This window comes from Peribacillus sp. FSL H8-0477, assembly GCF_038002765.1.
Lineage (GTDB): Bacteria > Bacillota > Bacilli > Bacillales > DSM-1321 > Peribacillus.
Genome location: NZ_JBBODE010000002.1, coordinates 1,174,284 through 1,200,709 on the forward strand (window position 1 = coordinate 1,174,284; position 26,426 = coordinate 1,200,709).

Genomic DNA, 26,426 nt, shown 5'->3' on the forward strand with positions numbered 1-26,426 from the left:
ATGGAAGATCAAGTGCTGTTAGAAGTAAAAAACTTAAAAAAACATTTTTCTTTAGGTAAAGGAGAAACATTAAAAGCGGTCGATGGAATATCTTTTAAAGTATTAAAGGGAGAAACCTTTGGCGTTGTTGGAGAATCTGGCTGTGGTAAATCCACGGCAGGGCGGACGATTATCGGGCTTTATGATCAAACGGACGGGGAAGTTATTTTTAAAGGGAAAAATATCCATAATATGAATGAAAAAGAACGATTTTCATTTTATCGCAATATGCAGATGATTTTTCAAGATCCTTATGCTTCCTTGAATCCTCGTTCAACTGTCAGGGAAATAATCTCCGAACCAATGGAGGTTCATGGATTATATCCGGATAAAAAAGAACGATTGGAGAGGGTGCAGGAGCTTCTTGAGGATGTGGGGTTAAATCGTGACCATGCAGACCGTTATCCGCATGAGTTCAGCGGTGGTCAAAGGCAACGAATCGGGATAGCCCGAGCGCTTGCATTAAATCCCGAATTTATCATCGCCGACGAACCCATATCAGCACTAGATGTATCTGTTCAGGCACAGGTGGTTAACCTGCTAAAACGTCTCCAAAAGGAGAAAGGGTTGACCTATCTCTTCATAGCGCATGATTTGTCGATGGTTAAACAGATTTCAAGTAGAATTGCCGTTATGTACCTAGGACATATCGTAGAGCTGACGGACAGCCGCCAACTATATAAAGAGCCCCTTCATCCATATACAAAAGCGCTGCTGTCGGCTATACCGATACCTGATCCAGATATCGAAGATCAAAGAGAGCGGATTATCCTAGAAGGAGAATTGCCAAGTCCAGTTGATCCTCCAAGTGGATGTGTTTTTCGGACTCGTTGTCCATATGCAATGGATACGTGTGCTGCGCATAAGCCGGAGTGGCAGGAAATTGAAACGGGACATTTTGTAGCCTGTCATTTATATAATAAAAAATATTCTCAAGGTGACTTCAGCACAGTAGCTGTAAGCAAGTAGAAAGAAGGGGACTAGATGTCGTTACCGACTATTGAAAAAGATATAATCGAATTAGTTCAGCAATTCGACGGCAGGATCAGCTATAAAATTGAAAAAGCCGAACAAGTCATCGAATACAACAGTCATGATATCTATCAATCTGCGAGTCTAATCAAAATCCCAATGCTTGTGGAAGGCTTTCGGCAAGTAGAAAAAAACAAAATTTCTTTTACTCAACATGTTCCCTTTATTCAAGGGGATGTGGCAGGTGGATCTGGAGTGTTGTCTGCCCTATCTAATTCACTTCATTTAACAGTTAAAGACTTGCTGGTTCTCATGACCATTGTCTCAGATAACACGGCAACGAACATGCTGATCAGCTTACTAGGAATGGATAACATTAATACGTGCATGGACGACCTAGGGATGAAAAATACTATGCTGCAAAGGCGAATGATGGATCTTCAGGCGGCAGCAGACGGCCGTGAAAACATTACCTCGGCAGCAGATATGGTTACCTGTCTCAAAGCAATTCATAAGGGTGGAGAGCTGCTTTCGTCAAGCAGACAGCAAATCCTAGAGATCATGGGAAAACAGCAGTTTTGCGACAAACTGCCTGCCATGATGGGGAACAAAGTGAAGATCGCAAATAAGACCGGTTCCCTTGACGGTGTTTCTCACGATGCCGCTATTATTAGCTACAAATCAGAAACGGTCTACGCGGCCATTCTTACTGACCAGATTTCTTCAAATGAAGAAAGCCGCCAACTCATCAGCCAAATCGGTAAATTGATTTATGATGACTTAGTGGAATGATAAAAAAACAGTGCCATTCATCCGAATGCACTGTTTTTTTATGGTATATTATTACAAAACGAGATAAGGAGAATACTAAGGATGAAGGTGAAAAAAAGAACGGGAATGAAAATACTGATCGCTGTCATTTTAGCAGGCTCCGTATATACAGCATTTTTACATACAAAAATCTATACATATAGTCATCGTGAAGTTTCAAAGGGAGCCGATTACCTGATCATACTCGGAGCAAGAGTAAAAGGAACCGTGCCATCCCTTGCACTAAAGCATCGAATTGATGAAGCTGCAGACTATCTTAAGGATAATCCAAAGACGATTGTTATTGTGTCAGGCGGCAAAGGTCCTGGAGAGGATATAACGGAGGCAGAGGCGATGCAAACAGATTTAATCGCACAAGGCATTGCGACTAGTCGAATTATTCTTGAAGACCGATCGACAACAACAGATGAAAACATTCATTTTTCAAAACAGCTAATCCCTGCTGATAAAGAAAAAGGGTTACTCGTTACGAATGATTTTCATATTTATCGTGCGATAAAAATAGCCGAGCAATATGACTTGGAAATGGGCGGTATCCCAGCAAAAACACCAGAGGTCATACTAGTTAAAACATACGTACGGGAATACATGGCTATTACTAAGTTTTATCTATGGAGTCTTTTTAAGTAAGTATTCGAGTTAACCCACTAAAAGATCACAATATTACCTTTCATTTTTTGTAGGATACTTTAAGCTTCTGCCCATCAGCCAAATTGCAAGACTAGTACCCCACAGAATTAAGGCAGAGCCCAACCCAACCACAGACATAAATGTATGAATTTGATGCTCCCCGAGTGAAATTTTTTCAGGTAAAAACAGCCATGTACTAATCGCCAGTAAACAAAGCAATGCGCCTGTAACATAATAGAGTTTGACGTGGAATAGAGAAGCCAGCGGGAGAAAATGAACACCGACAATGATAGCTATTATAACCGGGATAAGTTCAGTGTGATGAGTAACATTACTGATAGCAATCGTGATTGCTATGGCCAAACCCTCTGCGGCAAAAATAACGTTAAACCAAACCATTCTACGCTTCTCGTGCCTTAGGTCATCTCTTGAGACCTGATTCGTCAATTCCCGCGTTGCTCGGATTAATGAGACTCCGCAGCTGAGTAGTGCTATACCGATGGCCGCAGCAATAAGTAACAATAATGGCCCTCCCAAGCCTTCTAATCCCATAATTCCTGTGTACGCCCAAAGAGTACCGAAAACCGCCATGAAAATTACCCCAGATGCCGTTCCGCGTAAAGCAGAAGCAGTAATCGTTTTTGATGATTGTGTCACAAATGAAACCACCTTTCAAACCAAGAATAGTTCATTATGACCCTATAAAGGCCTAGTGCACTCCGAACTAAATAAAAGTTAACCAGCTTTATTATTTATGACTTTATTTTAAGTTAAATACCTTTTTATCTATTTTGGCGTTTCACTTCCTCAATGGGATGCAGGGTTAAGTAGGTTATAGGCGTTAAGAACAACAAAGTGCTCAGTCTCAAAAAATATTCGTGAAAATGTAGAAGAGGATGAACAGGGAAAAGAGTAATGCTATTGAAGGTATAGAGTGAGTGCTTAAAACAAATAGTAAGGTAAAATTCGCTAAGAGAGGAATCAGCTATGTCCGTAAAAAAACTGAGTAAAGTCTTCCTCTTGGTTTTGCTTATCTATGTGTTTTACGTATGTGTAACTGCTGTGGCAATCTTTTATATTCCTATTGAAAAAGAAGCACAACTAAAAAATGTGCCATCATTTTTAGGTAAGGATTCGACGGATCGAGTCTTGCTTCTTGAAAATGGTTATGATTCAGGCAAAGTCCGTATTCAAATGATTAAAGAAGCTGATCAATCTATTGATATTGCCTATTATTCATTGGGAAAAGGGGAAACAACAGAGTTATTTCTTGGAGCTCTTTTGGATGCAGCTGATCGAGGTGTCCGCATTCGCGTTTTATTGGATGGGATCTGTCATGGACTAAGAGGCAAAATGAGCGATGCCCGTTATGCTCTGGCCTCACACAAAAACATTGAACTAAGGTATTATGAATCAGTTGATCTCTTGAGGCCTTGGACTTGGCATAACCGTCTCCATGATAAAATTATGACTGTTGATCAGAAGCTAAGTATCATTGGCGGCAGAAATATAGGGGATAAATATTTAGCAAAGAAACCTCCTGAAGATTTTGTTTATGACCGCGACTTACTTATTTATAATGCTAAACAGGATACAGAAAGTGTTATTGTTCAAATGCACAGGTATATGAGTGATTTATGGAGTCATCCATTTACCGATAAACCATTTTCTGATCTTTCGAAACGGCAAATAAAAAAAGGGAAGCAAAGCAGTGCGGCGTTAACAAATACCTACAAAGAAGCTGTTAGTGAAAAAAAGAAATTTGTCAGCTCATCTATTAATTGGGAAAAATCGAGTATAAAAGCCAATCATGTGTCATTTATACATAATCCGATTGAACGTTTCCATAAGCAACCGATTGTCTGGCAAACACTTAGCATCCTTGCAGAAAGAGCACAAAAATCGGTCATCATACAAAGTCCCTATATCATTCCCACTAAGCCAATGAAAAAGGTTATACCACAAATAACAAATTCTTCAGCGGAATGGACGATTCTCACGAACTCTGTTAAATCAACGCCTAATATCATGGCCTTTTCCGGCTACCTTGAAACGAGAGATGACATCGTACAAACAGACGTAAAGCTATATGAGTATCAAAAACCGTATTCCATACACGGAAAATCAATTGTCTATGACCAGAACTTAAGTGCTGTCGGGTCATTTAATCTAGACTCACGCTCAGCCTTTTTAAATACCGACTCCATGGTCTTAATTGACAGCTCAGTATTTGCAGAACAGCTGACTAAGGCCATAGAAAAGAAAATAACCAACAGTCTCCTTGTGGCAGAAAACAAACAATACATTGAGTCAGCCGAAGAACGAAAAGAAAAAGAACCTATTATAAAGGGAACCTTCCTGCATGCCCTTTCGAAAATCACAATATTTTGGAGAAGACTTATTTAATAAATAAACCAGCTGCTGTTTCTAGGTAGAAACAGCAGCTGGTTTGTTTTGTTTGTTAAAACGCCCAATCCCCATTACGGAAGACAGGTTCGCTTGATCCGTCGGGTTTGATACCGTCGATGTTCATTTTGGCTGAACCGATCATGAAGTCAACATGTGTAAGGCTTTCGTTAAGGCCATTTTCGGCAAGTTCCTGTTGATTCATTGTTTTTCCGCCTTCAATACAGAAAGCATAAGAGCTTCCGATAGCTAGATGGTTAGAGGCGTTTTCGTCGAATAGGGTGTTGTAGAATAGAATATTCGATTCAGAAATAGGTGAATGGAAGGGTACTAGTGCAACTTCGCCAAGGTAGTGGGAGCCTTCGTCAGTTTCAACCAATTGCTTAAGTATTTCTTCACCTTGTTCGGCTTTGACGTCAACAATCCGCCCCTCTTTAAAGGTAATACTGAAGTGGTTGATAATATTCCCACTGTAGCTAAGTGGTTTAGTACTCGTAACGGTTCCGTTTACACCTGTTTTTAATGGAACAGTGAACACTTCTTCGGTCGGCATATTCGCCATGAAGGAATGTCCTTTTTCATTAATGCTGCCAGCGCCAACCCAAAGATGTTTTTCTGGAAGTTCAATGGTTAAATCAGTGCCAGGTGCGGTATAGTGCAATTTTTGATAATTTTTTTCATTTAGGTAGTCCACTTTTTCATGAAGTGTATCATCATGTTTTTTCCATGCTTCTACTGGTTGGTCTACATCAGCTCTTGTAGCGGTGAAGATTGCATCCCAAAGCTTTTCTATTCTATTTTCTTCTGCTTCATCTGGGAAGACTTTATCTGCCCAAGCTTGCGATGGGACGGCTACGATTGACCAGCTGATTTTGTCTGATTGCATATATTGACGCCATTTCTTCAATGCCATTCCGGAAGCTTTTTGGGAATTGGCAATCCGTTCCCTTTTGACGTTTTTTAATAGGTCAGGACTGCTGGAAATGACTGATAAGAAAGCTGCTCCATTTTCGGATAGCTCAATGGTTTCTTTTGCACGCCATTCGGGATATTCGTTGAAAATTTCATCAGGAGCCAATTCAAATTTGGTTCGATTAACGATATCATCATTCCAATTCACAATCACGTTACGGGCGCCAATTTCATAGGCTTTTCTGACTATAATACGAACAAGCTCTGCCCCTTCAAGTGTCGAGTTGACAACGAGAGTCTGCCCAGGCTGTACATTGACGCCGACTTTTACGGCAAGTTCAGCATAATTTTCTAAATTCTCTTTAAAGCGATTCATAGTCAAATATCCCCTTTCAAAATCATCTATTTTATTGTAGCTATAAATTCAGAAAAAAGAAACTTTTTCAACTGTTTTCCTTTAAGATAAGATGGTTTTGTCGAATATTAAAGGAAAATATACTTTTTTAACTATTCGTTGTATGTTTTTGAATAATAAATAAATCAAATGGCACAGGGGATAAGTGTAAAAAATTGGTATAATAAAAACGTACAGGTTTCCTAGCCCGCAACTTCCCATTATAGGAGGTATGTCGGTTATGCTGAAAAGGCAAAAGAACCCGCGTATTACCAAAAAAGCAGCCGAGGCTTATAAAACAAAATGTGAAGGATATTCACTGGTTATTAGAGCATGGATGCCGGCTATCCTCTTAGTTATTGTGATCACGGCAGTTATTTTGCTCGCTTCATTAGGGATTGATCCTACGGTGATGATGCCGGTGTTGTCAATTCTGGGTAAATAGACAGTACGAATAGTCAGCACGTTTTTTATACAAAACTCCCGTCGCTCAATTCACTGGAAACCTGTTATTCATAAGGAGATTGCAAGAATTATACGGATGCAAGAGGCAACGCCGAAGGGAATTGCCTATCCACCTGTCAATCGCTTTACTCGCCGGGGCTAGGATGTATAAGGCAAGCTTTCTTCTATGATTGGGTTGATTATAAAAAAGAAAACGGAGACAGCTGCCACTGTCTCCGTTTTCTTATGGACTTTTAAAGCAGAAGCGAAGGGTATTTTTTTTCCTTTATGGAAGAAAGATTCCTGCCCGCCTCGGCATGCTCGAAAGCAAAAGTATACCCTTTATTAGTATATCACTGGTCAAGACTTTTTAAACATTACATTCTTTACAAAATATTGGAAATGTGAGAATCTAATTTGAAATACTTCATCTAAATTGACAGCTTTGTTAAGGATGTTTCATTGGTGCCTTATTTTAAGAATATCTGTGCCAACTAGTTAAAAGTAATGTACCTCAAAACCTCTTTGTTAATAGGATAAACAAGAGAGATAGAACTCGATGGGGAAGAAGATTATTGCCCTAACATAGATTATTCCGTAAGACAATGTAAATAAAGAAGGGGGGCGGTCCCGCGTGAAAGATCTCATTAATCAGCTGAAACCAGAATTAAATGATGTATTTGAACATTTACATCAAATTCCGGAAGTTGGTTGGCAGGAGCATAACACAACCGCCTATATAGCTGACTATTTATATAAAAAGGGGTTTAGGGTGCGGACATTTCCAGACTGTACAGGATTATTTGTAGAAGTCGGTAAAGGCGATTTATGCATCGCGGTTCGTACGGATATTGATGCATTATGGCAGGAAGTAGATGGGGAGTTCAAGGCGAATCATTCCTGCGGTCATGATGCACATATGACGATGATCATTGGGACGATGCTTCTGATGAAGAAACTGGGTTTTCCTTCAGGTATTCGTTTTAAATTCATTTTTCAGCCCGCGGAAGAAAAGGGCAGCGGAGCGCTTAAACTAATTGATTTGGGAATAATGGATGATGTGAATTTCTTATATGGTGTTCATCTTCGTCCTATACAGGAAATGGCGGATGGGTTTGCCTCACCGGCAATCTACCACGGTGCCTCTAGATTCATTGAAGGCAGAATTATTGGTGAAGATGCTCATGGTGCTCGTCCGCATCTTGGTCATAATGCAATAGAGATTGGGGCTAAACTGATTCAAGAAATACAAGGCATACATCTTGATCCAATGGTACCTTACTCTGCAAAATTAACTAAATTTCTAGCAGGAGGCAGTTCAGGTAATATCATTCCCGGCAAGGCAGCGTTTAGTATCGATGTCAGGGCACAAAACAATCAAACCATTGAAGCACTTTATTCCAGAATCGAAGCCATAGCAGACTCACTTTCAAGCCTTCATGATGTAAAAATACCGCTTGAAATAATGGGGAATACAGCTGCAGCCCGCGTAGGTGCTGCGGCTAAAGAATCAATGAAATCAGCTATTATTGATACGATTGGAAAAGAAAAATTGATTGATCCAATTGTCACTTCCGGCGGGGAAGATTTTCACTTTTATACGTTAAAAGGGCCTGGTATTCAGGCTGCGATGCTTGGACTTGGCTGCGGTCTTACACCGGGCCTTCACCATCCACAAATGATATTTAACCGTGAAGCTATGTATACGGGCATTGAAATTCTGACAAAAACGGTTATAAATACAGCTAAAGCTCATCAAGTAAATGCAAAAAAAACACGTTAACTTAATGAATAGTTAACGTGCTTTTTTTGTATTAAATCATAATCAACCTAAGTTAATCCACACACTTTTCACTTCAGTGTAGTTATTAAGTGCGTAGGAGCCCATTTCACGACCCATACCTGATTGCTTGTATCCGCCAAATGGTGAAGCGGCATCAAAGGCATTGTAGCAGTTAACCCAGACAGTACCAGCGCGAAGCTTGCTTGCTACATAATGGGCATTGGATATATCACGTGTCCAAAGACCCGCAGCCAGACCATAGTCACTTTCATTTGCCCGTTTAATCACCTCATCTATATCATCATAAGGCATTGCAGCGATAACCGGCCCAAAGATTTCTTCTTTTGCAATTGTCATTTCATCATTAACGGCAGCAAAAATTGTTGGTGATACAAAGTAACCATCGTCTTGTGGTTTGCTTCCGCCAACGAGAACTTCTGCACCTTCACTAACGCCTTTTTCAATGTAATTTAACACTCGATTTTGCTGTTCTTGGGATACAAGCGGTCCAATTTGTGTGTTTGGATCAAGACCAGCACCTTGTTTAATGTTCTTCGCATGGGAAGCCATATCAGCGACGACATTATCATAGTGTTTTTTCTGTATAAAGACACGGGAACCAGCACAGCAAACTTGTCCTTGGTTAAACATAACTCCGTTCAATGCACCTGGAATGGCTTTTGAGAAATCCGCATCTGGGAGAATGATATTAGGTGATTTTCCGCCAAGCTCTAGTGTCACCCGTTTTAGAGAGTAAGCCGCGGAACGCATAATAGATTTTCCAACTTCAGTTGAACCAGTAAAGGCAATTTTATTGACTTGTGGATGATCGACAAGTGCTTGCCCAGCTGTTTCACCGAATCCTGGCACAATATTAATGACTCCATCAGGGAATCCGGCTTCCTGAATAAGCTCTGCCAGGTAAAGAGCAGATAGTGGAGTTTGTTCAGCAGGTTTTAAAACCACTGTACATCCTGTGGCCAGTGCTGCACCAAGTTTCCACATTGCCATGAGTAAAGGGAAGTTCCACGGAATAATTTGTCCAACAACGCCAACTGCTTCATGACGTGTGTAATTAAAGTAATTGCCGGCAACAGGAATCGTTTGACCAACGATTTTTGTAGACCAGCCAGCATAATATCTCATATGTTCAACAGCGAGCGGAACATCTGCGTTTGTCGTTTCACTAATAGGCTTTCCGTTATCAAGTGTTTCTAATTGAGCGAGTTCGGTTTTATTTGCTTCCATAAGATCAGCAAGCTTATACATTAATCTACTACGCGAAGCAGCACTCATTTTAGACCATTCACCTTCATCAAAGGCTTTCCGTGCTGCTTTAACCGCTAAATCAATATCTGCTTTATCTGCTTCATATACATCAGCAAGTACTTCCCCTGTCGCAGGGTTGGGAGTGGAAAAGGTTTTTCCTGAGGCGCTCTCAACGAATTTACCATTAATAAAGAGTTTCTTAGGACCTTTTAAAAACTGCTGTACCTTCTCATTGACTTCTAACGTAAGATTTGTCATGAATACCCTCCTCGAATTTTAGCTGGATAGATGAGTAAATCTTGTTGTATGTAATGAATGAAAGCGTTTTCTCAACCTTGTTAATCATACCGAAATTGATACTAGTTTTCAATAAACAAATACCAACACGATTCTTACATACTATAGGAAATTGTCGAATTGGGTAAAATAGACTGGATTATGAGGGTGAGAGGTAAGTGGATTCGAAGGAAAACTAGACATAAAAAAAGACAGATATTGTATCTGAAGTTTAGGTATGGTACATTTATAGGTAATGGAATAATAAGTATAAAAATATATATTTATCCTAATTTACATTATATATCAATGGAAAGTAGATGTCAATATATTTTATAAAAAGGAGTGGTTTGATGGCGGACTGGGAGTTAGAGAAAATTCACGAACAAAATAGGGTGAATGAATTGAAGCGAAAGGTACACTACGAATCAAATCGGCTGCAGAAACTTCTCGGTACTGCTGGTTCTGAAATCAAATCGATTAAGAAAAACTTTTGGGATGATGTTACTGTGAATTTGGAAGATGCGCATGAAGCAGCAGAAACACATGCAAGCATCCGGCAGCAGTCTGAGCTGTTATCTGAACGTGAAAGGCGGCATAAACATTCTATTGAGCAGGTTAAATTGTTAAACCGTTTAGTGAAGACTCCTTATTTTGGGCGGATTGATTTTCTTGAAACGGATGAAAAAAATGTCGAACAAATCTACATCGGGGTAGGTTCCTTTTATGATGAAGAAAGTTCTTCATTTTTAGTTTATGACTGGAGGGCGCCTATTTCTAGTGTGTATTATGATTATTCAGTGGGACCGGCTAGGTACGAGGCTCCTGAAGGAATAATTGCAGGTACGTTGGAGTTGAAACGGCAATTTGTCATCCGAAGTGGTGAAATTATAAGTATGTTTGATACGGGGATAACAATTGGTGATGAATTGCTCCAGAAAGTTTTGGGGAAACAGGCGGATTCGCAAATGAAAAGCATTGTAGCCACCATTCAGAAAGAGCAGAATACGATTATTAGAAATACGAAAAGCAGACTTCTTATTGTACATGGGGCAGCCGGCAGCGGAAAAACATCGGCTGCACTACAACGAGCAGCCTATCTTTTATATCGATTCCGGGATCAGCTTAGCAGTGAACAATTACTATTATTTTCGCCTAATCCACTATTTAATAGTTATGTATCTAGTGTCTTGCCTGAACTTGGTGAAGCAAATATGCAGCAAACGACTTTCCAGCAGTATTTAAATCAGCGTTTGGGTGATGTATTTGACATTGAAGATCTTTTTCAGCAAATGGAATATGTATTGAGTTCAATTGATGATGAAGAATATGAAGCAAGACTAGAGGGAATTCGTTTTAAATCCTCACAAACTTTTTTACAAGAAATTGACTTCCTGTTAAATACTTTGAAACAAGCTGGGATGATCTTTAAACCGATATATTTTAGAAGGGAGAAAATCTTTTCTGCAGAAGAAATCTATCAATATTTCTATCAACTAGGTAATGAACTATCCTTGCCTGCTAGAATGAATTTGACTGTTGATAAAATACGTAAAGAGGTAAGAAAAAGAGAGCTGGAAGAACGTAAGAAGGCTTGGGTAGAAGAAGAAATGCAGTATCTTGATAAAGGTGAATATCTTAAAAGCTATCGTAAGTCTCTTAAAGCTGAGGAACATGAATTCAATGGAATAGACAGTGAAACGCAATATCTTGCATCGGCGATAGTGAAAAAACGATTTAAGAGTCTTTATAGAAAAATTAATGAGTTTGCTTTTGTAGATACAGAGGCAATCTATCGAACATTATTTGAGGTGAAACATAAGAAAGAGGTAAATCATTGGGGACTAGTATGCAAACAGTCTATCGAGGAAATGGATCAGGGGAGACTCTTCTACGAAGATGCAACACCTTATTTATATTTAAAAGATCAACTTGAAGGCTTTAAGGTTAACACAAGGGTGCGTTATTTGTTTATTGATGAGGCTCAGGACTATTCTTCCTTTCAATTTGCTTTTTTAGCGAAACTTTTCCCCCATTGCAAAATGACCATTTTAGGAGATCCTAATCAGACTATCGTTGCTCATGGTGAAATGATAGGAGGAACAGATGTCTTAACATCACTCTTCACAGAAGCAGAAACCGAGAAGGTTGTGTTAAAAAGAAGTTACCGTTCTACTAAAGAAATCGTCCAATTCACCCGAGAAATCGTAAAAGACGGGGGAAGCATTGAGCCCTTTAATCGACCAGGTCAAAAACCAGTAGTATTCACAGTCAAAGACGAGCAGCAATACATGTTATGTTTAGAAAAAGCGATTCAACGCTTACAAGACCTGGGGCTTCAAAATATTGCTTTAATAGGAAAGAATGCTGCTGAAAGTGAAAATGTCTATAAAGAATTAAAGAGTAAATTGGAGATCAAACTAGTGAGTAAAGGTAAGTCTGAATTTGAAGATGGACTCCTTGTGATTCCGACGTATCTAGCGAAGGGCATTGAGTTTGATGCGGTGATTATCCTGAATGCTTCGAAGGATCGATATTACTTAGAAAGGGAACGAAACCTTTTTTATACATCGTGCACAAGAGCCATGCATGAGCTTTGCTTGATTTCCATCGGGGCTGTTTCGCCGTTTATCTCCGAGATGAGTAAAGGCTTGTATACAGGTGTAAAGTGGTGTTAAGATATACTTTGTAATTATCATTTATATAAAATGGAAAAGTTGCATTGTTTTAACGTCTCAGGAGGAAAATATGGCAAAGAAAAAGAAACCTTTATCAAGTCGTAAATTATTGAGTATTGCCGGTCTTGGCTGGATGTTTGATGCCCTCGATGTAGGGATGCTTTCATTTATTATTGTAGCCTTGCAGAAGGAATGGAGTTTAACGACCGAACAAGTTGGCTGGATTGGAAGCGTTAATTCTATTGGGATGGCAATAGGTGCCTTAGTATTTGGAGCTATGGCAGATCGGGTTGGCCGGAAGAATGTGTTTATTATTACTTTGCTGTTATTTTCAATTGGCAGTGGATTATCTGCCCTTACAACATCGTTAGCGTTATTTTTACTTCTTCGCTTGCTGATTGGGATGGGATTAGGCGGGGAACTGCCTGTTGCTTCAACGCTTGTTTCTGAAAGTGTTTCAGCCGATAAACGAGGAAGAGTAGTTGTACTTCTTGAAAGCTTTTGGGCTGCAGGGTGGTTAATCGCGGCATTGATATCTTATTTTATCATTCCAGTGTATGGATGGCGGATTGCGTTGCTCTTAAGTGCTGTACCGGCTTTATATGCACTATATTTACGTTTGAATCTTCCAGATTCGCCTAGGTATACAGCATTGGAGAGAAAACAGAAACCTTCTATTCTACAGAATATGAAAAGTGTTTGGGCTAAAGAGTATGCTAAACAGACACTTGTTTTATGGATTCTTTGGTTCTGTGTGGTCTTTTCTTATTATGGAATGTTTCTATGGCTACCGAGTGTCATGGTTATGAAAGGATTTAGTATGATCAAGAGCTTTGAGTATGTATTAATCATGACACTGGCTCAGCTTCCGGGTTATTTCACTGCAGCATGGTTTATTGAAAAATATGGACGGAAATTCGTGCTTGTTACCTACTTATTAGGTACGGCAGTCAGTGCATATTTCTTTGGAACAGCTGAGGAACTACCCTTGTTACTCACATCTGGTATTATGCTTTCCTTCTTTAATTTAGGTGCTTGGGGCGGGTTATATGCTTACACTCCAGAGCAGTATCCCACCTCCATCAGGGGAACGGGTTCCGGGATGGCAGCTGCTGCAGGAAGAATTGGCGGCATTTTAGGACCGCTTTTAGTCGGTTATTTAGTTGCAGCAGGTAAAGATATCTCAATCATATTCACCATTTTTACTATAGCCATTGTAGTTGGGGCTGCTGTTGTACTCATTTTTGGTAAAGAAACGAAAAATACAGTGCTCAAGGATTAAGTAACTCATTTAAAACAAATTATTTGACACTTATTTAAAGAAGGTATATATTCTCAAGTACATCATAAACTATAAATATAAATTAATATTCTTATCTAGAGAGGTGGAGGGACTTGGCCCTGTGATACCTCGGCAGCAGACCCGTACCCGGGAACTGTGCCAAATCCAACAAGCCTTAGGCTTGAAAGATAAGAGAAGCCGATACGAATGTCAGCCTCTTCTTATTTTAGAAGGGGCTTTTATATTTAATGTTCATGAAATATGTTTAGAATGTGTATGTAGATGGTATATAAACGTTGGCGATAAAAAGTGAAGCGGTAATTCCAAGTCTAACGATAGAAATATGCATACATGTTTTTGGAAGGAGCCAAACAGCTTGACCGAATTATTAAAAACAATAGAAACCAGAAAAGCTCTGTTAATAGAAGAACTACTTAAGCGGGGCGTATATAAAACATCTGATGAAAAGCATTTATATGATGCAACAATAAAAGTACTTGAAGATGAATTTTCACTTGCTAAAATCAACGAAGCGGCACCGACTATTAATTCTGTGAGTACCTAGCTTTGCAGAGTAAAATAAAAAGGAGGTCATTTCTTACTATCCACATGAGATAGGAAATGAACCTTCTTTTTTTTCTATTTATAATATGAATAGTAGACGCTTTAGCGAAAAAATAAATATTTTTATTTTTCTTATTGATTTAATTTGTGAATGATTTTATTATTAGATTATTGTAAAAAAAAAGAAAAGGAGGTTCAATATGGCAACAATGTCCTATCATCTTATCATTGAAGAAAAACGCAAGGAAATGATACAGTTGGCAGAAGATTACGGCTATACAAGCACCCTGACTGTTCAGGCAAGTCAAGAGCTGGATTATTTGCTAAACACCTTCTCTCCGAGTTACCAATCTTCTCTCGTTTCTTCGAATTAGTCTAAATTTCGAATTTATTATAGTACTTATCCCTCATTCAACTCATTCCATTATCCGTTATTTGTGGTATAATTAAACATATTGAATTTCAGGATTTTGACTGATTTCTTTTGAAATGCGAAAGATGGAGGCCAGAAAAAAGTATTCCTGAGAGGCGGACTAGGATGTTTAAAGACCATAGATTTTCGATTCGTTCTAAAATAAGTTTAGGTTATTTTTTAGTTATTGTTTGCCTTGGAATAGCTCTGGTTTTAGTGAGCAGCAGAATCTCCTCTCTTCAGAAAGAACTAGATTTTATCGTAGCACATGACCTACAGGTTCATGAGTTAGCCAGCCAAATTGAAACTAGTTTGCTAAATATGGAATCTGGTCAGCGCGGCTATGTGATTACTCATGATGAAGAATACTTAGAGCCGTATTATAATGGAAAAAAAGATTTTGATAATGTTTATGCAGAGCTGTCAGATTTATTGGCAGATAACCCAGAACAGCAGCAAAATTTAAAGGATTTATACATAGATATTGAAAAATGGATAGATAATGCCGGGACACCGGTAATTAGCTTTGTTCAAAATGGTCAAACTGATAATATTGACCGTTTTTTTCTGAATGACAGCGGAAAACAGGCAATGGGTGATATTCGTGACAAACTATCTTTTTTCCAAGATACAGAATATGAGTTAACGACTCAACGAACAGATGAAATAGCAGAAAATAACAATCTGCTGAAGATCCTTATGTATATATTTTGGCTGATTGTTTCGTTATTTACTGTCCTTGCCTCATTGATTGTTTCTAGATCAATAACTAAAACTCTTAAACAAGTTACAGAATCGATTCAGGAAATTGGATCAGCCAACAGCGATTTGTCTGGAAGAATACCGGTTAAATCAAGAGACGAAGTTGGGATGCTTGCTTCATCCACTAATCAATTACTAGACAATATCCAATTGCAAAATGGGATTAAATCACATATAGGCGATTTAGTTGGACTTACTCAGAAGACAACTGATGTAAAAACATTGGCAGAGCAGATTATTCAACGTGTATCCTTGCTGATTAATGCACAATATGGTGCGCTGTATCTACATACAAGTTTAATTGAGAGAGAGCAATTTATGCATGTTGCTTCATACGCATGGGAAGGACGTCAAACATGGAAGTCTTCCTTTGTACCAGGCGAAGGATTACTGGGTCAATGTGCAGTAAATCGAGAAATGCTAATTCTTGATAACATTCCAGATCAGTACATAAACATCGGTTCAGGAATAGGCCGGTCTATGCCAAAGCAAATTTTAATTGTACCGATTCTTTTTGAAGACCGGACTTTAGCAGTGCTGGAGTTTGCAGCCTTGCAGCCTTTTCAAGTTTCTGATAAGCAATTTTTAGAAGAATTAATGGTAACGTTTGGACCTTCTATCCAAAGTTTCTCAAGCCGGGTAGAAATTGAGCAGCTGTATAGTGAGTCACAAGCCATGACGGAAGAGCTTCAAGTACAAACTGAGGAATTAAGAAATCAGACTGAGGAATTAAAAATTATAAATGAAGATTTAGAGCATCAAAAATTTCTTGCCGAAGTAAAGTCACGTGAAGTAGAGCAGGCTAAAGAGGAACTTGAACATTATGCTGAGCAGCTAAAGCTTAGTTCACAGTATAAATCGGAGTTTCTTGCCAATATGTCTCATGAGTTACGAACGCCTCTTAATAGTATTTTGATTCTATCTGAATTTTTAAATGATAATGAGAATAATACGTTATCAGCAGAAGAACAAGAATATACTAAAGTAATTCTTGATTCAGGTAAGGATTTACTTACGTTAATTAATGATATTCTTGATTTGTCTAAGGTAGAGGCCGGAAAAATGGACATAAAAAATGACTACGTCAATATAACTGCTCTTCCTGAGAAAATGGAACACTTCTTTAGACCAATTGCTGATAAAAAAGGCCTTGTCTTTTCTATTAAAGTACATCGCAATGTGCCGGATCTTTTCTACTCGGATGATAAAAGAATCGAGCAGATTCTAAAGAACTTATTATCAAATGCATTCAAATTTACTGGAAGCGGCGAGGTAAAGCTTGAGATTAGAATGGCAGACCAGGGTGAAACTTCTCAATATGGCTCAATGACCGACCGCATTCCTATTCTTGCTTTTTCGGTTATTGATACAGGAATCGGTATTCATATAGACAAGAAAGAAGTGATCTTTGAATCCTTCCAGCAGGCAGATGGAGCTACATTCCGAAAATACGGTGGAACTGGACTGGGACTTTCCATATCTCGAGAGTTGGCAGAGTTATTGGGAGGATGGATTACACTATCTAGTGAAGAGAACGTTGGAAGTACGTTCACTTTATATTTGCCTTCAATGGAACAGGAGTTTTCAGAAAATCTTACGTTAGCTGAGTCAGAAGCTGCTACTTCTGAACTAGATGCAGATTATCCAATACAGTTGACATCATTACAAGAGGTTTTTTCAGGTAAGACAGTACTGATAGTAGATGATGATGACCGAAATGTTTTTTCTTTGTCAAGAATATTGGAAAAACAAGGAATGATAATTAAGCAAGCATCAAATGGTGCGGAGAGCCTGGAGAAACTAGCTAATGATGACCAGATTGATATCGTCCTGATGGATATTATGATGCCGGAAATGGATGGTTATCAAACCATTCAGGCGATTCGAAAACAGAAAAAATTTGAGGTTCTGCCTATAATAGCTATTACAGCTAGAGCGATGAATAACGAAAGAGAGAAATGTTTGACTGTTGGTGCAAATGACTATATCAGTAAACCAATTCAGCTTGATCAATTATTATCAGTAATTAGAGTTTGGTTAAGTGAAGACCTATTATAAGAATTCCCCGTTATCGAAAAGGATGGCGGGGCATTTTTATGTAATTAAAGGACATTTGTTTTTTTTCTCGAATAAATAACGGGAGCTTTATTGAGGAGGAACTAACATGGAGTATAGAGGATCTTCTGTTTATGATAATGATGATTTTTTAAGTACCTATTTAATGAGGAGACAAAGGCAAGCGAGCCCTAATAATATCCTTGAAAAACCCGTATTGCTTCAGTTAATAGGTGAAGTAAAGGGGAAAAAGGTGTTGGATTTAGGATGCGGGGATGCAGAAATTGGGAAGGAACTTCTTGAAGCCGGGTGCAGCTTTTATGAAGGTGTAGATGGTTCCGTTAATATGGTCGCAAAAGCACAACAAACCATAACATCTAATAATAGCCGTATACACATGGCTTCTATGGAAGAATGGGATTTTCCTAGCGAGTCCTATGATCTTGTTATATCTAGATTGGCCCTTCATTATCTGGGGGATTTACAAAAAGTAGTTCAACAGATACATCGTTCAATAAAACCAGGCGGCCACTTCATTTTTAGTGTACAGCATCCCATTCTTACTTCTTCTATTAATCATCCAGAGGGGGAGCAGAAAAGAAGTTCTTGGGTAGTCGATGATTATTTTAAAATGGGGGATCGAACAGAAAAATGGATGGGGAAAGATGTTATTAAATATCACCGGACTACAGAGGAATATTTTCGTATCGTCAATGACTGCGGGTTTAGGGTGTCCAGCTTAAAAGAATGCACCCCTCAGCGGAAATATTTTACTAGTGAAGAAGAATATCTTCGGAGAGTGAGAGTACCTGTTATTTTACTGATGAAATGCGTGAAGGCTGGATAAGAGCGTATATCTCCAATCCAGCCATAGGTTACTCTATTCTTTTTCCGAGGATAAGCAGATCACGTTCAACACCGTCAAGTTCAGCAATATCAGGTAAACAAGCCCATTGCTCAAATCCGAATTTTGAAAACAAACGAATACTTGGAAGGTTATGACCAAATATAAACCCTAGCAAATTTTTAATTCCGAGCGAGGGGCATTCGTTTATCGCTTTTTCTAAGGCTAGTTGTCCGACACCTTGTCCGCGGCATACTTCGTCTAAATAGATACTAACCTCAGCAGTTGCGTGATAGGCAGGTCTGCCATAAAAAGATTGAAAACTAATCCAGCCTACTATTATTTTGTCTTGTAATAGGACGTATAGAGGGCGGTTGGTTTTGTTGTGTTCATGAAACCACGGGAGCCGTGACTCTGGTGTAATTGGGTCTAAGTCGGCGGTAACCATTCGCGAAGAGATTGTCGAGTTGTAAATTTCGATAATACGAGGCAAATCATTAAGTTCTGCGTGCTGAAATTGGATCATGCTCATAGATATTAGCTCCCTATTTAATTGATGTAAAGATATCATACGGGAATAATTTAAATTAGGCTAGTCGAATTTGGTAGAGAAAGTGTTTGGTCTATTAAAAAAGGGTATAGAAGAGAGATAAAAAACATCATCGGCATGTTACAGAGGAGCGTACCCATGAAAAAAACAGCAATTTTTTTAATTATTTTGGTACTTATTTGTACGGTTATATTTCAATTTCAGAAAAAGGAAAATAATAAAGAAAATCGAATCGTGATGGCTTTCGGTGATTCTCTCACACATGGAAAAGGTGATAAAAAGGGTCAGGAAGGCTATGTAGACGGAATAGAAGAGCAGTTAAATCAAGATGGAGAAAAGCCGAAAGTTAAAATTTGGAATTATGGTATTCCAGGACAAGAAACAGATGGTGTGTTAAAGCAGCTAAATGATCTTGAAATAAACTCAAAGCTGGACAAGGCAGAGGAATTTATTGTCTTTATCGGAACCAATGATTTTATAAATGCTAATGGCGGTGATCTGAAGCAGGTTCATGACGAGGACATTAAGCAAGCTAAAACAGAATACATCAGTCATTTCAAGAAAATAATCTCGATTTTAGAAAAAGAAAATAAAGAGGCACCTATCTCAGTTATTGGTCTGTATAATCCTCAAGAAGATCGTGACGCGATTGAAAAGCATATTATTGATTGGGATCATACAATTGCTGATATTGTAGAGAGTGATGAACGCATTACTTATATTCCTACGAACGATTTATTTAAAGACAAATCGAAAAAAGACTATTTCTCTGATTCTCTCCACCCTAATCAAAAAGGGTATGAATTAATTACTAAGCGCATATTAGAGAAAAATGACTTCCGTGAATCATAACAAAAAAGTCTAGCCGCAAATGTCATGACATTTGCGGCTAGATTTTTTTTACGTTTTACTTACAAAACCTGGGTGGTCTGCATCGATGGATATTCAAATAGGTAATATTCATCCCTTCCATTTTTGGGCACTTCATCTGGTTTTGATCTTTAAAAAAAGTGTATCTTTCTCTTTTTTGTACAATTGGATAAGCTTTTCCCCAATAAGAGACGAATTTTAAATAAAACCAGCTGCGGTCTGGGTGGTGGGGGGTCAATGATACTTAAAACAGGCAGGTATTCGGCCCTTTCAGAGGAACATTCGTCCCAAACACGAAAACATTCGGCCCTTCCTATCTGGGCACTCCATCTGGTCTTGATCTTATAAAAATAGTGTATCTTTCTCTTTTTTGTACAATTGGATAAGCTTTTCCCCAGTAAGAGACGAAGTTTAAACAAAACCAGCTGCGGTCTGGGTGGTGGGGGGGCAATGGATACTCAAAACAGGCAGGTATTCAGCCCAAAAGAAACTTTATTCGGCCCTTCCTATTTGGACACCCCATCCGGTATTAAAAGAGTATCATTGCAATCGCATCTAAAAAAAGCAGCTGCCCTTTTTGAGGGCAACTGCTTAGTTTTTTATAGTGTGCCTGGATGCCTTGGGCGTCCGGGATTTTGTGTTGGTGCGGCTGCTTGGTGATTCGGTTTTTTTTGTGGAAATTGTAAATCATGCAGCTGTTTATATCGGCCGCCATGGTTTAGTAAGGATTCGTGTGTGCCTGTTTCAACAACGCTTCCTTTTTCAAGTACAATAATCTGATCGGCATTTTGTATCGTAGAGAGACGGTGTGCTATTACAATACATGTCCGGTTGATGAGCAGAGATTGCAGGGCTTCCTGAATTAAGTGTTCGGATTCCGTGTCAAGAGAAGCAGTAGCTTCATCTAAGATAATGATTGATGGGTTTTTCAGAAGGGCACGAGCGATGGCAATTCGTTGTTTTTGCCCTCCTGAAAGTTTGACACCGCGTTCGCCTATTTGAGAATCATAGCCGTTAGGAAATGCTGTGATAAATTCATCTGCATGAGCTGCTTGGGCAGCTGCGGCGATATCTTCATCACTGGCTGTGAGCTTACCGTAGGCAATATTTTCTCGTATGGTTCCATTAAATAGAATAATGTCTTGTGATACAATCCCAATCTGTTCGCGTAATGACTTAAGTGTGACACCCCGAATATCTTGGCCGTCTATGGTAATCGACCCTTTTTGCGGATCATAAAAGCGGACTAACAGGCTCGTTAAGGTAGATTTTCCAGCTCCTGACGATCCAACCAGAGCCGTGACTTGTCCGGCTTTCATGGAAATGGACAGATTTTGAACGACGGGTACACCTGAATCATAGGAAAATTCAATTTCATTAAAGTCAATTTTGTCATGAAAATCAACAAGGTTTTGAGCGTTTTCTTTATCATAGATTTCTGATTTTGTTTCAAGGATTTCGGTGATTCGTTCGTAAGCAGCAGCGGATTGTTGGACTGTACTTATGACACGGCTGAAATTACGAACTGGACTTTGTAATAAGCGTAAATAAGATAAAAAGGCCACAATGGCGCCGACTGTAAATTGACCGTTCATAACCTGCCATGCCCCAAAGATTATCACGATGATAAGTCCAATGTTATTAAGGAAATCAATAATGGGTCCAAGCAGAGCTCTATATTTTAGTGATTTTAAATTAGCGGTCATGTTTTCTTTGTTTCGTTCACTGAATTGCTTTGATTCGTGTTCTTCGTTTGTGAAAGAGTGAATCAGGCGCATTCCTGACAGTGAGTCCTGGAGCTGGTTGCTGACATCAGCAACTGAGTCTTGCACTACTCGGAATGAGGTACGTATTTTTTTTCCAAAGCTTCTGGTGAAATAAATCATGAATGGAAAAGTCAACAGTAAAATCACAGTAAGCTTCCAATTAATAAAAAGCATATAAGCAGCTACTGCAAAGAATGTAATGATATCAGTAAATACCTGGAGCATACTTGAAGAAATCAGCTGTTGTAAAATATTGACGTCATTCGTAATACGAGACATCAAATCACCAGTTCGGTTTTTATCAAAGAATTTCATATCAAGAGACTGGATATGATTATACATGCTATTCCGAAGGTCAAGTATGGCATGTTGTCCGACATAGGAGACCATATAGCTGTTCAAAAAATTAAACAGGCTTAAAAATACGGCAGCACCAAGTATGCCAGATCCAACCTTAACTAATGATTGATATTCCTTTCCAGGAATAATTTTATCAATTGTATACTGTGTCAACTGTGGGATGACGAACTCCAGCAATGATATTGCCAGCATGGAAAGCACGATGGCAATTAAGTACCTCCATTTTGAACGAACACGCCCAAGCATGTCCCTTAACATACTCCAAATGCTGCCTTTTTTTGGAGGAGTACTGCTAAAGCTGCGGCCCCTATGACTGAATGGTACATGGCCACTCATATAGTTCACTCCAATCTTTTGTCCAAGTTACCGAAAAAAGATTCGGCATTCCTATCATAAAGTTTTTTAAAAAATATACAACATTGGATTGGTTCAATACATCCAATTCTCAAAAAAACACGTATGGTTTGTAGAGCCGCTTTAAATGGAGTATAACAGAACGTTTTCCAGTATAATGAATGGATAAATATAACAAAGGGGATATATATGAACCAATCGGATGAACTATTATATCGTAAAATTCTTCAAAAAGATAAAAAGGCTCTGGAAAGTCTTTATGATCGCTACGAAAAATTGCTATTTTCTTTTGCTTACAAGATGACAGGGGAGAAGGAATTGGCGGAAGAGGTCGTTCAAGAGGTATTTATAAAGTTGTGGACACAAAAAGGAACCTATGACACAGCTAAAGGGAAATTTTCAAGCTGGCTGTTAACAATTGGACGGAATACGGCAATTGATCTGATACGAAAGCAAAAAACACTGAGTATACCATTAGAACATGAAGAAATATTGCCAAGTGGAGAACCAAGCATCGAGGATGTTGTAGAATGGAAGGAAAAGGGCAGTGATTTGAGAAAAGCAATAGCTGAATTAGGCGAGGAGCAGCAGGCGATGGTGGAATTATTTTATTATAAAGGACTTTCACAAGCCAAAATTGCAGATAATTGCAGTATTCCATTAGGTACGGTTAAAGGGCGAATCAGGCTTGCTTTGAAGCATATGCGTAAAATAATGGCTCGTGAAGAGAAAGGGGGAGAATACGTTGGAAATAAAAAGCTGTGAACGTCTAATTGATTATCTCAATAGGGGATTGAATGAAATGGAAATGAAAAAATTCGAGCAGCATATTAAAACATGTGATGATTGCCAAAAAGAAATCGCAGAGTGGGAAATCCTTACGAGTGATTTACCTTATGCCGTTTTACCTATAGAGCCGCCAGAAGGAATGAAACAGCGGGTATTTGCCAATGTATTTTCTCAGGAAGAAGAAACGTCTCACAAGCCACGAGAAAAGACATGGGTAAAACCGTTATTAGCTGCCGCCCTGTTTATTTCACTTCTAGGTAACGTACTGGCTGTTATCGACAAGCAGAATGACGAAGGGCAGCCAGAAACGGCTGTAATTGATCGATTAGAAAAATCTGTAAGTCTCCAAGCATCCGAGAACGTTGACTCGGTAGCCACGGCTATTATGATCAAGAAAGACGATATGATGGAACTAATTGTCCATGCTGATAATCTCACCGTAATTGAAGGTTCTGAGGTTTATCAAGTATGGCTGTTAGAAGATGGGAAGCCATCCCGCGCTGGTACATTTATTCCTAATGAAACAGGTGAAGGTGGCGTTACTTACAGTCTCGTTAATGACAGCGGTAAGAAGTGGGATACCATTGCTATCACACGCGAACCGGATGGAACGAGTGAAACACCAAAGGGCTCTATAATCCTGAGCCAGGCATTATAAAAGAAATGAAGATGCGTACTTTCGGCTGCCGTTCTCCGGCAGCTTTTTTGTGAAAATTTTTAAAAAAGTGATCCAATTCTTTTTTTCTGTCGTTAGCTAAGTGAAAAGAAAAAAAGGAGAGTGGAAATGTTGAATTTTAAAAAATTAATCGTCCCCGTTCTTAGTTTATCACTATTGGTTCCTGGTATGGCAGGGGCAGAAGAGCAGAAACCAACTGTGGATACTCCCGCTGCAGGTTTACGAGCAAGTCTTGATCACTTATTGTCCGAACATTTTGTATTGGCGGTAACATCTATGACGAAATCTTTTGATGGAGATGAAGATGCTGAGGCAGCTATGAAGGCGCTTAATCAGAATGCAGCAGATATGAAACCAGCTATAGCAGGGATCTACGGTGATGATGGGGCAGCTAAATTTGATGAAATTTTTAGTGCACATAATAGTGCAACAGATGAATTTGCAAAAGCTGTAAAAGACGGTGATACAGAAGGCGAGAAAGCGGCGCAACAAAAAGTTGAAGACTTTATCTCTACCTTTTCTGGTTTTCTTGGTCAGGCTACAGAAGGAAAGCTTCCAGAAGCAGCCGCAAATGAAGCACTGGCTGTTCATGAAAAGCAGGTGATGGAAACATTTAAATTCTACGTTGATGGGGACTATGAGAAAGCATACATGACATTCCGAGAAGGCTATAAGCATATGTATGTCGTAAGTAAAGCTTTATCAAATGCAATTGTAACACAAATGCCTGACAAGTTTGAGAACACGAAGGTCGATACTTCAGCAGCGGATCTGCGCTCCACGTTAAACAGTTTAACAGCTGAACATTTTGCTTTAGCAGTTATGGGTATGCAAAAAGAGTATAACGCAGCAGATGATTTCGATTTTGTCAGCTGGGCTGAAAACGAAAACACTGCTGACTTTAGTGCAGCAGTAGGCTCAATCTATGGGGAAGATGCTGGTAACCAGTTTGAAAAGATTTGGCAGACGGATCATATTGCTGCACAAAGTGATTTAGTGTCGGCAGTGAAAAAAGAGGATCAGTCAGCTAAAGAGAATGCAGAGAAACGTTTAGGCCGTTTTTCAAATGAGTTTGGTTCTTTCCTTGGAGCAGCAACCGAAGAAAACTTACCAACCAAAGATGCTCAAGGTGTTGTACAAATACACGAGAATCAAGTATTGAAGACGTTTGATAACTATGTAAAAAAAGATTATAGCGAAAGCCTTGCCTCGTTCCGTGAAGGATACGCGTTCACATTTGAAATTGGAAAAGGGTTATCAAATGCGATTGTTACGCAAATGCCGGATAAATTTGCTTCTGGAATGCCTGACATGCCAAAGACAGGTATGGGAGGAGCTAGTAAATCATCAAACTCTGGCATTCTTCTTTGGATTTCATTCAGTAGTTTATTTGCCGCAGCAGCTGTTTATGGAATTAGAAGAAAGGCAGCTATGAAGTAAAATAAAAGTTAGGGGAATGGTGAAGCGAGGGGAATCCTTCTCTTCTCCATTCCCTATTAGACTTAAAATGAGGTGAGAATATATGAATAAATCAAAAGGATTATTACTTGTTGCCGCAGCAATCTTAATCTCTGGAATAGGTCAGCTATCATTCTTTCAATCAAATGAAGAAGCTGAAGCTAAAGAAGAGCTTAAACAAGAAACTGAATCACTCTCCCTTTATCAAGAATTTTCAACAACGGTAAATGATGTCCAAAAGAAACACAAGCAGCAACAAGATTCATCCTCAAATGGTATAATCCCCGTTTCAATCGAAATTCCTGCGATTCAAGTAAAAGCAAGTGTCGTTAATGTCGGAAAACGTTCAAATGGTCAGATGGATGTCCCCAAAAATGACAAAGATATTGGCTGGTATGAACCGGGGATCATGCCCGGACAGACAGGAAATGCAGTTATGGCTGGACATGTTGATAATAAAACTGGACCAGCTATCTTCTTTAATTTGAAGAATGTCAAACCTGGTAATGAAATCATAGTTGAAAATAATAAAAAAGAGAAAGTAATTTTCATAGTCGAAAAACTTAAAAGTTATGATTATGAAGAAGCTCCTCTTGAAGAAATTTTTGGATATAGTGATTCAGAAAATCTTAATCTTATAACTTGTACAGGATCCTATAACCGGAATAAAAAGACACATGAAGAACGACTAGTGGTTTATACGAAAATAAAAAAAGAGAAAATAAATAAACCGCTTCCAGTTGCACCAGAAGCCATTCAAATAAGCGGTAACTTGTTAACGTGGCATGCAGTCAGAAATCCAGATATTATTGGGTACCGAATATATCGTGACAGTCACGATGGAAAGGGACAACAAATTGGAAGTGTTGGTAGTAATGAACGAAAAAGTTTTGCCGGTGTGGAACCAGAAAACTTCTCCTTTTTTTTAACAGCCGTCAATATCTATGGAGAGGAGTCTGCTCCTTCCGAAAAAACGCCGATTATAAAGTAAGATATTCGTAAAGTAAATTTGGTTCTGCTAGAATATGGATGTGTAATAGAATGAGAGAT

22 protein-coding genes and 1 riboswitch are annotated in these 26,426 nt (G+C 38.9%); of the genes, 17 read left to right on the forward strand and 5 right to left on the reverse strand.

Features of this window, described 5'->3' with window-relative positions:
* The 3 genes from MHI18_RS17450 to MHI18_RS17460 all read left to right on the forward strand — a co-directional run bounded on the left by MHI18_RS17450 (position 1) and on the right by MHI18_RS17460 (position 2,472).
* Positions 1 to 1,008, forward strand: coding sequence for an ABC transporter ATP-binding protein (locus MHI18_RS17450; protein ID WP_340849181.1), 1,008 nt, complete (start codon positions 1 to 3; stop codon positions 1,006 to 1,008).
* Positions 1,009 to 1,023: 15 nt separating this feature from the next.
* Positions 1,024 to 1,803: a serine hydrolase gene (locus MHI18_RS17455; RefSeq protein WP_340849183.1), complete on the forward strand. Its 780-nt coding sequence runs from the start codon at positions 1,024 to 1,026 to the stop codon at positions 1,801 to 1,803.
* Between the two features lie 81 nt (positions 1,804 to 1,884).
* Positions 1,885 to 2,472 carry a YdcF family protein gene (locus tag MHI18_RS17460; RefSeq protein ID WP_340849186.1) on the forward strand — a complete coding sequence of 196 codons (588 nt, stop codon included), beginning with the start codon at positions 1,885 to 1,887 and terminating at the stop codon, positions 2,470 to 2,472.
* Positions 2,473 to 2,505: 33 nt separating this feature from the next.
* Here MHI18_RS17460 and MHI18_RS17465 read toward each other — a convergent pair whose 3' ends face one another.
* Positions 2,506 to 3,129: a DUF7010 family protein gene (locus MHI18_RS17465; RefSeq protein WP_340849188.1), complete on the reverse strand. Its 624-nt coding sequence runs from the start codon at positions 3,127 to 3,129 to the stop codon at positions 2,506 to 2,508.
* 330 nt (positions 3,130 to 3,459) lie between these two features.
* Between MHI18_RS17465 and MHI18_RS17470 the strand changes: the two genes are divergently transcribed.
* Positions 3,460 to 4,878: a phospholipase D-like domain-containing protein gene (locus MHI18_RS17470; protein ID WP_340849190.1), complete on the forward strand. Its 1,419-nt coding sequence runs from the start codon at positions 3,460 to 3,462 to the stop codon at positions 4,876 to 4,878.
* Positions 4,879 to 4,933: 55 nt separating this feature from the next.
* On the opposite strand, the gene MHI18_RS17475 is transcribed toward MHI18_RS17470, so the two are convergent.
* Positions 4,934 to 6,166: an aminopeptidase gene (locus MHI18_RS17475; protein WP_340849191.1), complete on the reverse strand. Its 1,233-nt coding sequence runs from the start codon at positions 6,164 to 6,166 to the stop codon at positions 4,934 to 4,936.
* Positions 6,167 to 6,425: 259 nt separating this feature from the next.
* On the opposite strand from MHI18_RS17475, the gene MHI18_RS17480 reads away from it, so the two are divergent.
* Positions 6,426 to 6,629: a hypothetical protein gene (locus MHI18_RS17480; protein WP_340849193.1), complete on the forward strand. Its 204-nt coding sequence runs from the start codon at positions 6,426 to 6,428 to the stop codon at positions 6,627 to 6,629.
* A 633-nt stretch (positions 6,630 to 7,262) separates the two neighbouring features.
* Positions 7,263 to 8,411, forward strand: a complete 1,149-nt coding sequence (locus MHI18_RS17485) for a M20 peptidase aminoacylase family protein (RefSeq protein ID WP_340849195.1) — start codon at positions 7,263 to 7,265, stop codon at positions 8,409 to 8,411.
* A 42-nt stretch (positions 8,412 to 8,453) separates the two neighbouring features.
* On the opposite strand, the gene MHI18_RS17490 is transcribed toward MHI18_RS17485, so the two are convergent.
* On the reverse strand, positions 8,454 to 9,938 hold the full coding sequence (locus MHI18_RS17490) for an aldehyde dehydrogenase family protein (protein WP_340849197.1): 1,485 nt from the start codon (positions 9,936 to 9,938) through the stop codon (positions 8,454 to 8,456).
* Between the two features lie 371 nt (positions 9,939 to 10,309).
* Here MHI18_RS17490 and helD point away from each other — a divergent pair, with 371 nt between their 5' ends.
* The 6 genes from helD (at position 10,310) to MHI18_RS17520 (ending at position 18,556) form a co-directional block, all read left to right on the forward strand.
* Positions 10,310 to 12,634, forward strand: coding sequence for an RNA polymerase recycling motor HelD (gene helD, locus MHI18_RS17495; RefSeq protein WP_340849199.1), 2,325 nt, complete (start codon positions 10,310 to 10,312; stop codon positions 12,632 to 12,634).
* A gap of 70 nt (positions 12,635 to 12,704) precedes the next feature.
* Positions 12,705 to 13,916 carry an MFS transporter gene (locus MHI18_RS17500; RefSeq protein WP_340849201.1) on the forward strand — a complete coding sequence of 404 codons (1,212 nt, stop codon included), beginning with the start codon at positions 12,705 to 12,707 and terminating at the stop codon, positions 13,914 to 13,916.
* An 88-nt stretch (positions 13,917 to 14,004) separates the two neighbouring features.
* A riboswitch (SAM riboswitch) is annotated at positions 14,005 to 14,111 on the forward strand.
* A 181-nt stretch (positions 14,112 to 14,292) separates the two neighbouring features.
* Positions 14,293 to 14,481, forward strand: a complete 189-nt coding sequence (fbpA, locus tag MHI18_RS17505; protein WP_340849203.1) for a Fur-regulated basic protein FbpA — start codon at positions 14,293 to 14,295, stop codon at positions 14,479 to 14,481.
* A gap of 199 nt (positions 14,482 to 14,680) precedes the next feature.
* Entirely contained in the window at positions 14,681 to 14,854 is a 174-nt protein-coding gene (locus MHI18_RS17510) for an aspartyl-phosphate phosphatase Spo0E family protein (RefSeq protein ID WP_340849205.1), read from the forward strand.
* Between the two features lie 164 nt (positions 14,855 to 15,018).
* Positions 15,019 to 17,712 (forward strand): CHASE3 domain-containing protein, encoded by a 2,694-nt coding sequence (locus MHI18_RS17515; protein WP_340849207.1) that lies wholly within the window; start codon positions 15,019 to 15,021, stop codon positions 17,710 to 17,712.
* A 106-nt stretch (positions 17,713 to 17,818) separates the two neighbouring features.
* On the forward strand, positions 17,819 to 18,556 hold the full coding sequence (locus MHI18_RS17520; RefSeq protein WP_340849209.1) for a class I SAM-dependent DNA methyltransferase: 738 nt from the start codon (positions 17,819 to 17,821) through the stop codon (positions 18,554 to 18,556).
* 28 nt (positions 18,557 to 18,584) lie between these two features.
* Here the strand turns inward: MHI18_RS17520 and MHI18_RS17525 are convergent, their stop codons facing one another.
* Positions 18,585 to 19,085: a GNAT family N-acetyltransferase gene (locus tag MHI18_RS17525; RefSeq protein ID WP_340849211.1), complete on the reverse strand. Its 501-nt coding sequence runs from the start codon at positions 19,083 to 19,085 to the stop codon at positions 18,585 to 18,587.
* A gap of 156 nt (positions 19,086 to 19,241) precedes the next feature.
* Between MHI18_RS17525 and MHI18_RS17530 the strand changes: the two genes are divergently transcribed.
* Positions 19,242 to 19,955 (forward strand): SGNH/GDSL hydrolase family protein, encoded by a 714-nt coding sequence (locus MHI18_RS17530; RefSeq protein ID WP_340849215.1) that lies wholly within the window; start codon positions 19,242 to 19,244, stop codon positions 19,953 to 19,955.
* A 617-nt stretch (positions 19,956 to 20,572) separates the two neighbouring features.
* On the opposite strand, the gene MHI18_RS17535 is transcribed toward MHI18_RS17530, so the two are convergent.
* Positions 20,573 to 22,435, reverse strand: a complete 1,863-nt coding sequence (locus MHI18_RS17535) for an ABC transporter ATP-binding protein (RefSeq protein ID WP_340849217.1) — start codon at positions 22,433 to 22,435, stop codon at positions 20,573 to 20,575.
* A gap of 207 nt (positions 22,436 to 22,642) precedes the next feature.
* Here MHI18_RS17535 and MHI18_RS17540 point away from each other — a divergent pair, with 207 nt between their 5' ends.
* From MHI18_RS17540 to MHI18_RS17555, 4 genes are all read left to right on the forward strand, one after another.
* Complete coding sequence (locus MHI18_RS17540) at positions 22,643 to 23,218, forward strand: RNA polymerase sigma factor (RefSeq protein ID WP_340849218.1); 576 nt, start codon at positions 22,643 to 22,645, stop codon at positions 23,216 to 23,218.
* On the forward strand, positions 23,199 to 23,900 hold the full coding sequence (locus tag MHI18_RS17545) for an anti-sigma factor (RefSeq protein ID WP_340849221.1): 702 nt from the start codon (positions 23,199 to 23,201) through the stop codon (positions 23,898 to 23,900). Before MHI18_RS17540 ends, MHI18_RS17545 begins: the two co-directional genes overlap by 20 nt.
* 126 nt (positions 23,901 to 24,026) lie before the next feature.
* The gene (locus MHI18_RS17550; protein WP_340849223.1) at positions 24,027 to 25,358 is read left to right on the forward strand and encodes a copper amine oxidase; all 1,332 of its coding nucleotides are present in this window, start codon (positions 24,027 to 24,029) and stop codon (positions 25,356 to 25,358) included.
* Positions 25,359 to 25,440: 82 nt separating this feature from the next.
* Positions 25,441 to 26,367, forward strand: coding sequence for a class F sortase (locus tag MHI18_RS17555; RefSeq protein ID WP_340849227.1), 927 nt, complete (start codon positions 25,441 to 25,443; stop codon positions 26,365 to 26,367).
* Positions 26,368 to 26,426: the final 59 nt, after the last annotated feature.